Origin of the sequence: Variovorax sp. J22G73 (assembly GCF_030317035.1) — a bacterium.
GTDB lineage: Bacteria > Pseudomonadota > Gammaproteobacteria > Burkholderiales > Burkholderiaceae_C > Variovorax.
Genome location: NZ_JASZYK010000006.1, coordinates 341,538 through 356,766, shown reverse-complemented (window position 1 = coordinate 356,766; position 15,229 = coordinate 341,538). Strand labels below are relative to the sequence as shown.

Sequence of the window (15,229 nt, the reverse complement as noted above, 5' to 3'; positions counted from 1 at the left end):
AGAAATGCCATGAACGTCATTCCATTGCGCACCACGCCGGTCACCCCGATCGCCGCAACTGAGACCGCGGCTGGGCCAGCCGCGGCCCCGGTGCACCTTCTGGGCACGCTGGCCGCGCGCCTGCCCGACGGCCAGTTCGCCGTGGACGACGAAGCGGGCGTGCGCTGGACCTGTCGCCGCGCCGCTAGCTGCCTGCTGCGCCCCGAGGTGGGCGACACCGTGATGCTGTCGGGCCCCGACCGCGCGCGGGTGTACCTGATCGCGGTCATCGAGCAGGCCGATGCGTCGACCAGCCGCGTGGAGGCGCCGGGCCATCTCACCCTGGCCGCCGGCAACGGCGCGGTGGCCATCGAGAGCGCGCAGGACCTGCACCTGCGCAGCGCCGGCACGCTGCGCATGCAGGGCGCGCAATGGGCGTTGAAGGCTGCGCAGGGCGATTGCCAGGTCGAGCGCATGCGCTACACCGGCCAGGCGGTCGATGCCACCGTGGGGCGCATGCGGCTGCTGGGCAAGATGTTCGAGACCCTGGCCGATCGCGTGGTGCTGATGGCGCGCAGCACCTTCCGCCTGGTGGACGAGACCGAGCAGGTGCGCGCGGGTCACCTCGACTGCGAGGCCACCGACACGGTGCGCATCCACGGCCACCACACGGTGGTGACCGGCAAGGCGCTGGTGAAGGTGGATGCGGCGCAGATCCACATGGGCTGAACACCGGCAAGCCGCCGCCCTGTAACCCGCCGCCCTGCACTTCCGCGACACGCACAGCAAAGGACTCGACCATGTTCGCCAACTGCCAGCTGATGGGAATGGACCTGGCCTTCCCCGACCTCTGCAAGACGCCGCCGGCGGCGATGATGCCGCTGCCTTATCCCAACATCGCCCTCGGCCCGATGGCGATACCGAACGCCTGGAACATCCTGTTCATGGGCATGCCGGCGCACAACATCGCGACCACCACGCCGATCACGCTGGGCGACATACCGGGCGCGGGCGGCGGCATTCTGTCGCAGACCTTCATGAGCCAGTCGCGCCACGTGACGGGCGCGTTCACCGTGCTGCTGAAGGGCACGCCGGCCACGCGCATGACCAGCCTGAGCGTGCAGAACCGGTGCAACGCGCTGGGCATGCGCATCGTGCCGAGCCAGTTCAAGGTGCTGATGCTCGCGGCCTGAGGGCTAGGCGCTTCGGCGCGCTTCCTGCGCGGCCGCTCCCGCCAGCGTCACCTGCTGCGGAAACCCCACCCACACCGCCAGCGCCGAGAAGTTGTCGCGCGACTCGTCGGCCTTGGCCTCGGCCGCGCGGCGCAGCAGCGCGAGCCACTCTTCCGCGCTGTCGGCCAGCTGCAGCGAGCGCTCCATCACCTGCTGCGAAATGAGCTGCCAGAGCCCGTCGGTGCACAGCAGGAAGGCGTCGCCGTCGGCCAGGCGCTGCGGCGAGGCGAGCGTGGCCTCGGCCGTGGCGCGCGCGCCCAGCGCGCGGTACAGCAGGTTGGTTTTCACGAGGCGTTCGCCGCCGTGGTTCTGGCTCGCGGCGGCGTCGCCCGAGCGCTCCGACAGGCTGTGGTCTTCGGTGCGCTGCATGAGCGCGCCGCGGCGAAACCAGTAGAGCCGGCTGTCGCCCACGTGGGCCCAGCAGGCCTGGTTGGTGGCACGGTCGACGAACAGCGAGACGAAGGTGGCGCTCATGCGGCTCTGCTCGGCCAGCTCGCGCTGCTTGGCCAGGATGGCGTCGTTGGCCGCCTTGACGCAGCGCTGCAGGTTGTCGGCCGCCAGCGAGGGCGCCGCCACGAAGGTGTCGAGCGCGGTGTCCACCGCGATGCGCGAGGCCAGCTCGCCGCCCGCGTTGCCGCCCACGCCGTCGCTCACCACGAAGCAGGCGTTGCGCTCGTCCAGGTGGTAGCCGATGGCGTCCTGGTTGCCGCTGCGCTCGCCCACGCAGGAGAACTGCGAGGTCGACAGCGGCACCGCGAAGGAGCGCGCGGTGTCGGCCGCCGTGCCCGCCACGGCGCTGTTCAGGGCCAGGTGGTTCGACGCGTTCTCAGCCACGGCGGGCCTCCTTCAGCCGTTCCATCTCCTTGTCGTAGGCCTGCTGGAAGGCCCGCCCGAAGACGGCCTGGAAGTCGTCTTCCACGGCCGCGGTGGTCTCGGTGTGCAGCGCCTGCAGCCGGCGCCACAGGCGCGCCTCGCGCCCGCCGGGCAGCAGCTTCTCACCCAGGCCGCCGTCGTGCGGCGTGTCGCGCGCCAGCACCGCGGGGTCGAAGCTCTTGAGCAGCGTGAGCAGCGCGGCGCGCATGCCGGCAACCATGCCGAGCTGGTGCGACTGCAGGTCGCCGAGCGCGTCGTGCACCGCGGCCTCGGGCGGCAGGAAGCCGGGCATGCGCGCGCCGAACATCTGCATCAGCACCGCGCGGCCGTTGGGCAGGATCTTGAACGGGTTGTTCTCCTCGTCCACGATCATGGTGATCTCCGCGCGCACCTCGCGCTTGAGCATGGCGCGCGAGGACAGCAGCTCGATGGTGCCGTCGGTGAACGCCCGCATGATGCGGCCCAGCCGCTGCATGGCCTCGAGGTCCATCGGCTGCTGGCCCGCCAGCTCGGGCACGCCCGCGCCTTCGAGGAAGGCCTTGAACAGGGCTTCGGAGGAGGACGATGCAGGCGTCGGGGCTGCTGCAGCCGGTGTCGTTGTCGGTGGTGCTTCGACGGGGGCTGCAGCGGGTAGAGCAGCGGGTACAGCAGCGGGTGCAGCGATCTGGGCCACGTCAGGCGGCGCGATGGCCGCGGGTGGCTGCACGACCGGAGCCGCCGCCACGGGCGCAGGGGCAGGGGGCAGTGGTGCCGGAGGCGGAGGAGGAGGCGGCGGAGGTGCTTCCACCTTCACCGGCGCCACCACGGGAGCGGGCGCGGGCAAGGACTCTTGCGAGTGCGCGGGCGAAGGCACAGGCCTCGTCACCGGCATCGGCGGGCGGAACTGCGCAGACATCTCGCGCGCATGGTTCGAATGGCTGTAGCCCTGCGCCACCGGCTTGGGGTCGTGCAGCAGGTCGAGCGCGGGATGCGCCTCGCCCGGCAGCAGCGTGTCGTGGTGCGCGAGCGCGGTGGGGCGCGGGTCGGCCAGCGGCGAGTGCGCGCTGTCGTCGGCCGCGAAGAAGGAGAGCGGATCGACCCCGCGCTTCATCGCGATGTTCGACATGTCGTCGGCCGCGTGCGGGTTCAGTTCCGCGAGCGGGTCGACCGGGTTCCTGCGCGCCTGCGACGGCAGCTCGAAGGGCTCGTGCGCCATCGGGTCGGGCATGGGCGCGGGCGTGCTGTCGACGCGCCGCGGTGCGTTCGCGAGGATGGCGTCCCAGTCGGCCGCGGAAGGCATCTGCGACGCGGCGGCGCTGCTGCTTTGTCGCGGCGGCGCGGCGGCGGGTGTTGGCGCTGGCGCTTGCACCGGTGCCTGCGCGGGCGCGGCAAGGGAAGCAAGGGCGGGCACGAACGCGGCGGGAGGCGTGGTCGGAAATGTCGGCGAATGTGCTGGCGCATGCACAGCCGGCGAGGGCGTTGCCGCATGCGCAGGCATGGGCTGTGCAACCGGCGCAGCCACCGCATCAGGTGCCTGCCGCATCGGTGGCACTGCAGCCGCGGGTTGCGCGTCGCCGATGGGCAGCGCGCCTTCGCCGAACAGGTCGGCGAACACATCGTTGCCGGACGACGCGGGCAACAGGTCGCCGATGGGGCTCGACGGCAAAGGTGCTGCGAGGGGGGCCGCAATGGGTGCTGCGAACGCCGGCTGCGATGGCGCCACAGGCGGTTGAATCGAAGGTTGCAACGCAGCAGGAGGCGCAGGCGCCACCATCACCGTCAGCTGCGCAGCCGACGCATGCTGCGCGCTCGCAGCCTCCAGCACATAGCTGCCTATCGTCACGCGGTCGCCATCGGCCACGCGCGATTCCTGTTCGTGCGCCAGCGTGCGCCCATTCACGCCGATGGGCAGCACCGCGCTCATGTTGCGCAGCACGGCGGCGCCGTCCTCGTCGAAGCGCACCGTGGCCTGCAGGCGCGAGATCTGGCGCTGCACGTCGGGCAGCACGAGGTGGTTGTCGGGGCTTCGGCCGATGGTGCCCCCCGGTGCCGCGAGCCATGCCGAGGGCCCCGCGGTCACCGGGCTGCCGGCATGTTCGATCACTGTCCAACGCATGGCATCTCCCTGTTCGTCTTGCATCGCCTGGTGCCGGTGGCGCAGCAGTTGCGCGCCGGCCGCGATGTGCTTTCCCTGACTCTCTTGCTCGACGCTTGCGCACCGCTTGCGCGGCGCCTGCTCAGCGCTTCATTCGCTTCGCGGCCTCGAACGCCGGACCCCACACCGGGTGCTTGCGCTCCGCCACGTTGAGATCGAAGGTGGGAAACGCATCGAGGATCTTGCGGAACTGCGTGCGGCACTCGGGAATCTGGTTCGCCACGCAGTAGCTGAAGGCTTCGAGCTTCATCGCGTCGAGCCGCGTGTTGGCGTCGGCGCCGTCGAACACCGACACGCCGCCGCTCTTCAATGTGCTGATGGCCTTGGCGTAATCGCCTTCGTCATACGCCTGCTGTGCGCGCTCGAGCGTGGTGCGTGCAACTTGCTGGCTCAGGCGTTCGGGTTGGGGTGCGGGATCGGGGGGCGGTGCCGGGGTGGTGCAACCCGCGACCATCGAAAGAGTGAACGCCAGAGCTGGCAGACATGACTTCAATCTTTTCTCCTACCTGCTGAATGCAATGTTCGAGATAGTGTGCCGCTGAGTTGCGACAAGCACGCGATGCGCCATCGTAAATGCGCATGCTTTCGATAATATAGGTCGCGACCATACCGGGGAGATCTCAATGCATCGAAGAACCTTGCTACAAGGCGCACTTGCAACGACACCTTTGTTTGCAGGCCTTGTCGGGGGATGCGCATCGACGGCCAAGTCGATGCCCACGCCCTACGCAGTGACCATCAAGATCGACGAGGGCGTGAACCCCGACGGCCGCGGGCAGGCCGCTCCCATCCTCGTCAAAGTCTTCGAACTGAAATCTTCCGGTAACTTCGAGACGGCAGACTACTTCGCACTGCAGGACCGCGACCGCGAGGCCCTCATGACGGAGCTCGTCAACGCGGACCAGGCCATCATGCGCAGCGGCGAAGAGCGCGTGTTCAAGCGCGAGGCCGCGCTCGACTCGCGCGCCATCGGCATCATCGCGGGCTATCGCAAGCTGGAGGCCGCGCGTTGGCGCCTCGTGCTGCCGCTGAAGGAGCCCAAGCAAACCAATCTGTACAAGGTGTGGCAGTTCTCGCCGAGCGAGCAGGCCGTGCAGGTGGCCATCCGCAAGACGGGCATCGAGCTGATACCAAGTCGTTAACTTTGCCAACGCCAGAGCACCTGAGTACGAACAAAGTGCGAACAGAGTGCGAAAGAAGGCGAGTGCCGGTGAATGAAAAGCCGGGCCAAAAGAAAGACGCGCCGTGTAGCATCGGACGCATAAAAAAGCAGATCGATCGGGAGGTCGTTCATCAACGCATCTCCCGTTTCCGTTGAGCAGATTCAGGAGGTTCCTTGGTGACAGTCCGCAATCCGGGCGCCGCAAGAAATGGCGCTCATCCGCAGGCGTTGGCAAATCGCGTGGTGTGGTCCGAAGGCATGTACCTGCGGCCGCAGCACTTCCAGCAACTGGAGCGCTACGTCGAGCAGTACGTCACCCGGCGCACCGCCGGACTGCAAGGCGCCTACTGGGGCTGGCTGCACCTGGAGATCGACCGCGACGCCTACGCGCTGGGGCGCGTGTCGCTGCTCGGCGGCGCGGGCGTGCTGCCCGACGGCACGCCGTTCTCGTTCAATGCCGAAGACGCGCCGCTTCCCTACGAAGTGCCCCCGGACCTCACCGACGAACTCATCGTGCTCGCGCTGCCGCTGCGCAGGCCCGGCAGCGAAGAGGTCATCTTCGCGGAAGAAGAAGGCTCGGCCGCGCGCTTCGGCGTGATCGAGCGCGAGGTGAACGACGGCAACGCCGTGGCGCTGGGCCCGGCCACGCTGCAGCTCGCGGCGCCGCGCCTGCGGCTGGCGCGCGCGTCGTCGCTCACGGCCGAATGGCAGGCCATTGGCGCGGTGCGCGTGATCGAGCGGCGCACCGACCACAAGCTGGTGGTCGACGCCAACTACATACCGCCGGTGCTCGACGCCTCGGCCCACGCCATGCTGCGCAGCATGGTCGCGGAGCTGCACGGCCTGCTCACGCAGCGCTCCGAGGCGCTGGCCTCGCGGCTGTCGCAACCGGGGCGCGGCGGCGTGAGCGAGGTGTCCGACTTTCTGCTGCTGGAGCTGGTCAATCGCTACCTCGCCACCACCTGGCATGCGCAGCAGGCGGTGCAGGTGCACCCCGAGGCGCTGTTCGTCGACTGGCTCAAGCTGGCCTGCCACCTGGCCACGCACACCTCGCCCACGCGGCGCCCGGTGGTGTGGCCGGTGTACGACCACGACAACCTCAACGAAAGCATTCGCCCGCTGATGGAAGAGCTGCGGCGTTCGCTCTCGGCGGTGCTGGAGCAGAGCGCCATCGCCATCGAGCTCGAAGAGCGCAGCCATGGCGTGCGCGTGGGCCGCATGCCCGACCCGGTGCTGGTGCGCAACGCGGGCTTCGTGCTCGCGGTGCACGCAGACTTGCCGGCCGAGGCCATCCAACAGCGCTTCCCCACGCAGGTGAAGATCGGCTCGGTCGAGCGCATTCGCGACCTGGTGCAACTGCAGCTGCCCGGCGTGGTGGTGCGGCCGCTGCCGGTGGCGCCGCGGCAGATTCCGTACAACGCGGGCTATCACTACTTCGAACTCGACAAGAGCGGCGACATGTGGCGCCAGCTCGAAAAGTCGGGCGGTGTCGCGATGCACCTGGCCGGTGACTTTCCGGGTCTGGCCATGGAGTTCTGGGCGATCCGTCCGTGAGGGAGCCTATGAACAACGACATGGCCGTGGGGCCGGGCGGGTTCGTGCCGCCGAACCCGGGCGGCGGCGCCATGGGTAACAGCACGGGCAACAACATGGGTGGCGGCTTGGGGAACGGCACAGGCGACAGCGCTTCGCCGCGCGGCCTCGGCGCGCAGCCCGAGTCCTTCACCGCCTGGCACGACGCGCGCCGCCCGCACGCGGGCGACACCGCCATCGCCGGCAACAACCCGCTGGTGGCCGCGGCCAACCCGCTGCTCGACCTGATTCCGCAGATTCGCGCCACCGGCCACCACCCGGCGCCCGCGCAGCTGCGCGAGCACCTGGTGGACGAGGTGCGCCGCTTCGAGACGCGCGCGCAGCAAGCGGGCATCGCGCCCGAGGTGATCATCGGCGCGCGCTACTGCCTGTGCACGGCGGTCGACGAGGCGGCGGCGCTCACGCCCTGGGGCGGCAGCATCTGGTCGTCGCAGAGCCTGCTGGTCATGTTCCACAACGAGACCTGGGGCGGCGAGAAGTTCTTCCAGCTGCTGTCCCGCCTGGTGCAGAACCCGCAGCAGCACCTGCACCTGATCGAGCTCATCTACTTCTGCCTGGCCATGGGTTTCGAGGGGCGCTTTCGCGTCATCGACAACGGCCGCACGCAGCTCGAGACGCTCAAGCAGCGGCTGCTGCAAATCATTCGGCAGACGCGCGGCGAAATTGCGGTGCCGCTGTCGCCCCATTGGCAGGACGCCAGCGCGCCGGTGCGCCGCACGCGCAACTGGCTGCCGGTGTGGGCCGTGGGCGCGGTGGCGGCGGTGCTACTGGTGCTGGCCTTTGCGCTGCTCACCTTCAACCTGGCGGGCACCTCCGACGGCGCGTTCGCGGCGGTGAACGCCGTGCGGCTGCCGCAGGCTGCGCGCGCGGTGGTCATGCCCGCGCCGCAGCCGCGGCTGCAGCGCTTTCTGGAACCCGAGATTCGCGACGGCCTGCTCACGGTGCGCGACGAGGCCGACCGCAGCGTGGTGGTGCTGCGCGGCGACGGCCTGTTCGCCTCGGGCTCCGACCGCGTGCTCGACCGCTATGCGCCGGTGCTGGCGCGCGTGGCCGATGCGCTCAACGCGGTGGAAGGCAACGTGCTGGTCAGCGGCTTCAGCGACGACCAGCCGATTCGCAGCGTGCGCTTTCCCTCCAACTGGCAACTCTCGCAGGCCCGCGCCGACGCGGTGAAGAAGATGATCTCGCAGCGCATCGCACGGCCCGAACGCCTGCGCGCCGAAGGCCGCGGCGACGCCGACCCGCTGGCGCCCAACGACTCGGCGGCCAACCGCGCGCGCAACCGGCGCGTGGAAGTGACGCTGCTGGTGGCGCCTGTCGGCGGCACCGGCGGCGTGCCGGCTCCCGCTGCCTTGCCCGTGCAACCCGCCGGAGGTGCCCGCTGATGCTGCGCGCCATCTTCCGTTTCCTCATCAGCCGCGACCTGTGGGTGTTCCTGGGCCTGGTGGCGGTGGCCTTCCTGATCTGGGTCATTGGCCCGGCCATTGCCGTGGGGCGCTATCGCCCGCTCGAAGACGAGATCGTGCGCATCGTGGTCATCGTGCTGATGTTCGCGATCTGGCTCGCGCGGGTGGTCTACCGCAAGTGGCGCGAGCGCCGCCTGAACGCGCAGCTGCTCAACCAGCTGCGCACACCGTCGAAGAAAGAAAAAGAGGCCAGGCCCGAGGACGCGCCCGAGATCAAGGAGCTGCAAAGCGGCTTCACCGACGCCACGGCCATCCTGAAGAACATGCGCTTCGGCGAGGGCGCCGATGGCCAGGGCAAGGGGCAGGGCCGCTTCTCGCTGTTCGACCGGCAGTACCTGTACCAGCTGCCCTGGTACATCTTCATCGGCGCGCCGGGCTCGGGCAAGACCACCGCGCTGGTGAACTCCGACCTCGACTTTCCGCTGGCCGACCAGCTCGGCAAGGCCGCGGTGCGCGGCATCGGCGGCACGCGCAACTGCGACTGGTGGTTCACCAACGAGGCGGTGCTGATCGACACCGCGGGCCGCTACACCACGCACGAGAGCAACCGCGAGACCGACGAGGGCGAGTGGAAGGGCTTCATCGAGCTGCTGAAGAAGTTTCGTCCGCGCCAGCCGATCAACGGCGCCATCCTCACCATCAGCATTGCCGACCTTCCGCTGGCCGACGACGCGCAGCGCGCGCGCCACGCCATGGCGCTGCGCAAGCGGCTGCTGGAGCTGCGCAACGACCTGGGCATCGACTTTCCGGTGTACGTGCTGGTCACCAAGACCGACCTGCTGGCCGGCTTCAACGAGTACTTCGGCTCGCTGGGGCGCGCCGAGCGCCAGCAGGTGTGGGGCTTCACCTTTCCGATCCAGGGCAACCCGGCGAACAAGGCCGGAAAAACGAGCAAAGCGAACAAGGCAGGCAACGGCGCGGCCCCGCTGGGCAGCGGCGACCTGCGCGAGCGCTTCCACCAGGAATACAAGCTGCTGCACCAGCGCCTGGACGAGCGCCTGCCCGAGCTGCTGGCGGCCGAGTCCGACCCGATGCGCCGCGCGCAGGCCTACCTGCTGCCGCAGCAGTTCGCGAGCTTCGAGGACATCCTGGGCACCTTCCTGGCCGACGTGTTCAACCCCTCGAAGTTCGAGGCCGCGTCGATGCTGCGCGGCGTGTACTTCACCAGCGGCACGCAAGAGGGCACGGCCTTCGACCGCGTCATGGGCGCCATCAAGCGCTACCTGCAGGTCAACGCGCCGCCGGCGCCGCCGCCGGGTCCGGGCAAGAGCTACTTCCTGAAAGAGCTGCTGCAGCAGGTGATCTTCCGCGACGCGGGCGTGGCCGGCACCAACCTGCGCTGGTACCGGCGCAAGCGGGCCATCGACATTGCCGGCTACAGCGTGATCGGCGTGCTGCTGGTGCTGCTGCTGGGCGCCTGCGTGAACAGCTGGCGCAACAACAAAGACTACGTGGCCGAGGTCGACGGCAATGCCAAGGCCTTCAACAAGGCCGCGGCGCGCGGCGAGCTGCCCACGGTGGTCGACTCCAGCGGCGACATCGCGAGCTCGCTGCTCATCCTCGACAGGCTGCGCGACCTGCCCAGGTCGAACCAGTTCGACATCGGCGATCCGCCCGTGTCGTACCGCTTCGGCCTGTACCAGGGCGAGAAGCTGCAGGCCGCCACCGACGGCGTGTACCAGCGCGCGCTGGAAACGGTGCTGCTGCCGCAGGCGGCGCAGCGCATCGAGCAGTCGCTGCGCGACGCCTCGAAGACCGACGCTGAATACAGCTACGAGGCGCTCAAGGCCTACCTGATGCTGTTCGACGCGGAGCGCTACGACGCCGACTTCCTGCAGGCCTGGCTGCTGAGCGACGTCGATCGCAAGATCGGTGCGTCGCTCACGCGCGAGCAGCGCACCAACCTCGAGTCGCACCTGAAGGCGCTGTTCGCGGGGCGGGTGCTGACGTCGCCCTTCGCCAAGGACGAGCGGCTGGTGATGCAGACGCGCGAGCGCCTGGCGGGCGTGCCGCTGGCGCAGCGCTCGTATGCGCGGCTGCGGCGCATTCTTCTGCAGACCAGCGCGCCCAATGCCTTCTCCATCGCGGAAGCCGGCGGGGCCGAGTCGGCGCTGGTGATTCGGCGGGCCAGCGGCAAGCCGCTGACCGACGGCATCTCCACGCTGTTCACCTACCGCGGCTACTGGGACATCTTCGACAAGCGCATCGCCGAGACCACGCTGTCGCTGGAGCAGGAAGACCGCTGGGTGCTGCAGATTCGCGCGCCGGGCATCGCCGACATCACCTCGCGCGAGCTGCTGCTGCGCGAAGTGCGCAGGCTGTACCTCACCGACTACATCAGGGTGTGGGACGAGTACCTGGTGGACATCCGGCTGGCCGACAGCCGCTCGCTGCTGCAGAGCATCCAGATGACGCGCGTGCTGTCGACGGCGGAGTCGCCCATGTCGCGCATCATCCGCGGCGCCGCGCGCGAGACCGACCTGCTGCGCAACCACGACGAGGCCGCGCGCAGCCTGCTCGACCAGGCGCAGAACCGGGTGCAGACCACGCGCGAGCGCATCGAGCAGCTCATCGGCCAGCCCGACGGCAGCCAGCGGCGCAACACGCAGCTCGACCGGCCCGAGTCGCTGGTGGACAACCACTTCGAGCCGCTGCGCCGCATGGTCACCGCGCCCAAGCAGGGCGGGCAGGCCCCCATCGACGCGACGGCCGCGCTCATCAACGAGCTCTACACCTTTCTTACCGCGACCGACAGCGCGCTGCGCAGCGGCAACATTCCGCCGTCGAGCGACGCGGTCACGAAGGTGCAGGCGGAGGCGGGGCGCTTGCCGGTGCCCTTCCAGGGCATGCTGAACGACCTGTCGGCCACGGCGTCTTCGAAGGCGGCGGCGGTGACGCGGCAGAACATCGGGCAGAGCGCGGCGGCGAGCATCGGCTCGTTCTGCAACCAGGCGATCGCGGGGCGCTACCCGTTCTCGCGCGGCTCCAGCCGCGACGTGGCCTCGGGCGACTTCGCGCAGCTGTTCGCGCCGGGCGGGATGATGGACGACTTCTTCCAGAAGAACCTCATCACCCAGGTCGACACCTCTGTGAACCCGTGGGCCTTCAAGCGTGGTGTGGACGGCAGCGCCTCGGGTCGCTCGGGCTACCTCGATTCGTTCCAGAAGGCGCAGGCGATCCGCGACGTGTTCTTCTCGGGCATGGCGGGCGGGCGCACGCCGTCGTTCACGCTCGACATCCGCCCCGAGGACATGGACGCCGCGCTCACGCAGTTCACGCTCGACATCGACGGCCAGACGGTGCGCTACGCGCACGGCCCGCAGGCGCCCGCCACGGTGAAGTGGCCGGGCCCGCGCAACAGCAACCAAGTGCGCCTGCAGGTGACCACGGCCAACGGCACGCCGGCCGGCGGCATCGTCACCGAAGGCCCGTGGGCGCTGCACCGCTTGTTCGACAAGGCCTCGATCTCGGCAGGCAAGTCGCCGGAGTCGTTCAACGCGACCTTCGATTTGCAGGGCAAGAAGGTGGTGCTGGCGGTGACGGCGAACAGCGTCTACAACCCGCTGCGGCTGCCGCAGATGACGAGCTTTTCGTGCCCGGGGAAGTCGTAGGCATGAACCTCGTCTATTCCTCGCTGAGTCTTTCTCCCTCCCCCGCTGGGGGATGGCCGGGGTGGGGGCAGGCGGCGTGTCCATCGAGCGCCCTGCCTGCCCCCATCCCAGCCTTCCCCCAGAGGGGGAAGGAGCAACGCGGGGGGCTTGCATGAACAGCGGCATTCCCCCGCACGCCTGGGTCCCGGTCGACGAGCAGGTCGGCTGGTACGGCAAGCTGCCCGGCGCGGGCGATTTTCTCTACCGCCGCATGCCGCGCGAGCTGCAGGCCTGGTGGGACCGATGGATGCAGAACGGCCTGGGCAGCTTCAAGCGCTGGCCCGACGCCATGACGCGGCACTACGCGGTGGCGCCGGTGTGGAACTTCGCGATTCCCGCCACGCAGGGCGTGGACGCCGTGCAGTTCGGCTGCATCGCGCCCAGCTGCGACCGCGTGGGCCGCTACTACCCGGTGTGCGTCACGCTGCAGGTGGCTGCGCGCAACTATCGGCCGTCGGTGCTGGAGGGCTCGGCCGCCTGGTACTGGCAATGCGGCAACGCGCTGCTGCAGGCCATTCGCCACGGCGTGGCGCCCGACCAGTTCGACGCCCAGGTGCTGGCTGCGGGCCGCGCGGGCTTTCACACGGCCAGCGGCGGCTCGGACGACATCCTCTCCATCCTCGGGCCTACAGCCGCTGGCGAGAGCGCCCAGCAGCGCCTGGGCTGGCCCGAGCTTCCACTGTGTTTCGACCCCTTCGGCAGCACCAGCTACTGGTGGACCAACCAGGCCGACGGGTCGCCGTTGCGCACCGCCGCCCATGGCGGGGGACTCAACACACCGCTGTTTTCGAAATTGTTTTCGCAGGGGCATGTGCCATGGGCATGACACGTCGAACGAGCCACGAGAGCCACGGCCCCGCAGGAGGAGAAAGCGCATGACGACCCCACACGGCACCGGTACGGGCACGGCCCTGGACAGCCCGCCGGCCCACCCACGAAGCACGCAAGACACGCACGACCCGCACGACCCGCACGACCCGCACGACTCGCAGGAGAGGCCGCACCCGCTCGGCGTGGGCCACCGGCTCGACGAGTTCGAGCTGCTCGAGGTGATCGGCGAGGGCGGCTTCGGCATCGTCTACCGCGCGTACGACCACTCGCTGCAGCGCGAGGTGGCCATCAAGGAATACATGCCTTCGATGCTCGCGCGCCGCGTGGGCGACAACAGCGTGCACGTGCGCTCCGAGCGGCTCACCGCCACCTTCGAGGCCGGCCTGCGCAGCTTCATCAACGAGGCGCGCACGCTTGCGCAGTTCAGCCACCCGGCGCTGGTGCGGGTGCATCGCTTCTGGGAGTCGAACTCCACCGCCTACATGGCGATCCAGCTCTACAAGGGCCGCACCTTGCGCCGTCTGGCCGAGGCCGAGCCGGGCAAGGTCACCGAGACCTGGCTGCTGGGCATGCTCGGGCCGCTGCTGGGCGCGCTGGAAACGCTGCACCGCAGCCAGTGCTTCCACCGCGACATCGCGCCGGACAACATCTTCATCCAGCAGGACGACCTGCCGGTGCTGCTCGACTTCGGCGCCGCGCGCAAATCGATTGCCGACCTGGTCGACGAGGTGGCGGTGATGGTGAAGTCGGGCTACTCGCCCATCGAGCAGTACGCCGACGACAACACGCTGCTGCAGGGCCCGTGGACCGACCTGTACGCGCTGGGCGCCGTGCTGTACCGCGCCGTGACCGGCAACCCGCCGCCCTCGGCCGTGGTGCGCAGCGTGCAGGACGCCTTCGTGCCGCTGTCGTCGCTGGGCCGCGCCGACCTGAGCCCGGCCTTCTGCGCGGCCGTGGACCACACGTTGGCCGTGCACAGCAAGGACCGCACGCAGACCGTGGCCGCCTTTGCCGCCGAGCTGGGGCTGACCCGGCTGGGCGACATCTATGTGAACGGCATGGCCGCGCCGACGGTGATCATCGCGGCCGCGCCGGTGCCGTCGGCACCGCCGCCGCCGGAGCTTGCGCCGCAACAGTTCGCGCCCGCTTCCGCGCCGGTGCCGCTGGAGCCGACGGGCGCGCCCAGCTTCGCGACGCCGCCCGCGGCGGCGATGGGTGGCGCTGCGGAGCCCAAGGTGGTGAAGGCATCGGCCAAGGGAAAGGCGGCGTCCGCTTCGCCGCGCCATGCCGGTGACGCGCGTCCCGTCGCCAGGAAGAAGTCGTCGGGCCTGTCGTGGCTGCTGGTCGGCGGCCTGGTGGTCGCGCTGGTGGCCGTGGGCAGCTGGATCGGCCTGCGCCTGACCGCGACCAAGCAGGAGACCTCGACCGCCATGGTGCCGGTGCCGCCGCCCGGCGCGCCGATGTCGAACACCGCATCGCCGCCGGCCGCCATGCCGGCGGGCAGCGCGGCGCCTGCCGCGTCGGGGGCGCCTTCGGCCACCGATGGCGTGCCGGCACCTGTCGCTGGAAGCACTGCGGGCAGCACCGCAGGCGGCACCACGGTAGCCAGCGCGACGCCCACCACGCCTGCCGCAACGCCCGCAACCCCTTCCACCGGCCCGCTGACCCCGCTCGACAACGTGCCCGTCACGCCACCGCCGACCACCATCCCGCCCGATGCCGCGCTGGCCACCGCCGAGGCCGAGGACTGGAACCTGGCGCAGGCCGAGAACACGCGCGAGGGCTACGAGGCCTACCTGCGCCGCTACCGCCGCGGCCTGCATGCGCGCGAGGCACGCAACGCCATCGCCGAGATCAACCGCGTCTCGCCGCCGACCGTGGTGGCCGACGGCACCGCCGTGCCGCCCGGCACGCCGGCGGCCGGTGCCGCAGCCGGCGCTGCGGCGGCGCCGGGCATGGGGCGCGTGAGTTTCAACATCCGCCCGTGGGGCCAGGTGTTCGTCGACGGCGCGGACCGCGGCGTGAGCCCGCCGCTGAAGTCGCTGCCGCTGCGCCCGGGCATCTACAACATCGAAGTGCGCAACGGCGACCTGGAAGTGTTCCGCCAGCGCGTGACGGTGCAGGACAGCAAGTCGGCGCCGGTGGTGAGCCACGAGTTCAAGTAGGTAGCCACGGCGGCCGTGGCCCGTCACAGCGCCTGGACGAGGCCCTCATAGGCCTTAAGCGCTAGGCCTCCGCATCCAGCGTTTGCGGGATGGCGCCGCGCGGCCCCCGGGGAGAACAATGCGTCTCCCCGAAGGAGCCCCGCG

11 protein-coding genes are annotated in these 15,229 nt (G+C 69.9%); 8 read left to right on the top strand and 3 right to left on the bottom strand.

Annotated elements, in window-relative coordinates:
- Window positions 1-9: 9 nt before the first annotated feature.
- A complete protein-coding gene (locus QTI51_RS23145) occupies window positions 10-708 on the top strand; it encodes a DUF3540 domain-containing protein (protein ID WP_116911581.1) in 699 nt (232 codons plus the stop codon).
- Between the two features lie 71 nt (window positions 709-779).
- A complete protein-coding gene (locus QTI51_RS23140; protein ID WP_116911580.1) occupies window positions 780-1,172 on the top strand; it encodes a DUF4150 domain-containing protein in 393 nt (130 codons plus the stop codon).
- 3 nt (window positions 1,173-1,175) lie between these two features.
- Here the strand turns inward: QTI51_RS23140 and QTI51_RS23135 are convergent, their stop codons facing one another.
- From QTI51_RS23135 to QTI51_RS23125, 3 genes are all read right to left on the bottom strand, one after another.
- A complete protein-coding gene (locus tag QTI51_RS23135; RefSeq protein ID WP_286516155.1) occupies window positions 1,176-2,045 on the bottom strand; it encodes a PP2C family protein-serine/threonine phosphatase in 870 nt (289 codons plus the stop codon).
- Window positions 2,038-4,179, bottom strand: a complete 2,142-nt coding sequence (tagH, locus tag QTI51_RS23130; RefSeq protein ID WP_116911579.1) for a type VI secretion system-associated FHA domain protein TagH — start codon at window positions 4,177-4,179, stop codon at window positions 2,038-2,040. Before tagH ends, QTI51_RS23135 begins: the two co-directional genes overlap by 8 nt.
- 121 nt (window positions 4,180-4,300) lie before the next feature.
- Complete coding sequence (locus QTI51_RS23125) at window positions 4,301-4,711, bottom strand: TssQ family T6SS-associated lipoprotein (protein WP_116911578.1); 411 nt, start codon at window positions 4,709-4,711, stop codon at window positions 4,301-4,303.
- Between the two features lie 130 nt (window positions 4,712-4,841).
- Between QTI51_RS23125 and tssJ the strand changes: the two genes are divergently transcribed.
- The 6 genes from tssJ (at window position 4,842) to QTI51_RS23095 (ending at window position 15,085) form a co-directional block, all read left to right on the top strand.
- Window positions 4,842-5,360, top strand: a complete 519-nt coding sequence (gene tssJ, locus QTI51_RS23120; protein ID WP_116911577.1) for a type VI secretion system lipoprotein TssJ — start codon at window positions 4,842-4,844, stop codon at window positions 5,358-5,360.
- A gap of 194 nt (window positions 5,361-5,554) precedes the next feature.
- A complete protein-coding gene (gene tssK / locus QTI51_RS23115) occupies window positions 5,555-6,934 on the top strand; it encodes a type VI secretion system baseplate subunit TssK (protein WP_116911576.1) in 1,380 nt (459 codons plus the stop codon).
- 8 nt (window positions 6,935-6,942) lie between these two features.
- Window positions 6,943-8,358, top strand: coding sequence for a DotU family type VI secretion system protein (locus tag QTI51_RS23110; RefSeq protein WP_116911575.1), 1,416 nt, complete (start codon window positions 6,943-6,945; stop codon window positions 8,356-8,358).
- Window positions 8,358-12,050 carry a type VI secretion system membrane subunit TssM gene (tssM, locus tag QTI51_RS23105; protein ID WP_116911574.1) on the top strand — a complete coding sequence of 1,231 codons (3,693 nt, stop codon included), beginning with the start codon at window positions 8,358-8,360 and terminating at the stop codon, window positions 12,048-12,050. The genes QTI51_RS23110 and tssM overlap by 1 nt, the downstream gene beginning before the upstream one ends.
- Window positions 12,051-12,201: 151 nt before the next feature.
- Window positions 12,202-12,915 carry a type VI secretion system-associated protein TagF gene (gene tagF / locus QTI51_RS23100; protein ID WP_116911573.1) on the top strand — a complete coding sequence of 238 codons (714 nt, stop codon included), beginning with the start codon at window positions 12,202-12,204 and terminating at the stop codon, window positions 12,913-12,915.
- A 49-nt stretch (window positions 12,916-12,964) separates the two neighbouring features.
- Window positions 12,965-15,085 (top strand): serine/threonine protein kinase, encoded by a 2,121-nt coding sequence (locus tag QTI51_RS23095; protein ID WP_116911572.1) that lies wholly within the window; start codon window positions 12,965-12,967, stop codon window positions 15,083-15,085.
- Window positions 15,086-15,229 lie beyond the last annotated feature (144 nt).

Excerpts from the sequence above, each read along its gene's own strand:
- QTI51_RS23145 (WP_116911581.1), top strand. The coding sequence starts at position 10 with ATGAACGTCATTCCATTGCGCACCACGCCGGTCACCCCGATCGCCGCA.
- QTI51_RS23140 (WP_116911580.1), top strand. The coding sequence starts at position 780 with ATGTTCGCCAACTGCCAGCTGATGGGAATGGACCTGGCCTTCCCCGAC.
- tagH (WP_116911579.1), bottom strand. The coding sequence starts at position 4,179 with ATGCGTTGGACAGTGATCGAACATGCCGGCAGCCCGGTGACCGCGGGG.
- tssJ (WP_116911577.1), top strand. The coding sequence starts at position 4,842 with ATGCATCGAAGAACCTTGCTACAAGGCGCACTTGCAACGACACCTTTG.
- QTI51_RS23110 (WP_116911575.1), top strand. The coding sequence starts at position 6,943 with ATGAACAACGACATGGCCGTGGGGCCGGGCGGGTTCGTGCCGCCGAAC.
- tssM (WP_116911574.1), top strand. The coding sequence starts at position 8,358 with ATGCTGCGCGCCATCTTCCGTTTCCTCATCAGCCGCGACCTGTGGGTG.
- tagF (WP_116911573.1), top strand. The coding sequence starts at position 12,202 with ATGAACAGCGGCATTCCCCCGCACGCCTGGGTCCCGGTCGACGAGCAG.
- QTI51_RS23095 (WP_116911572.1), top strand. The coding sequence starts at position 12,965 with ATGACGACCCCACACGGCACCGGTACGGGCACGGCCCTGGACAGCCCG.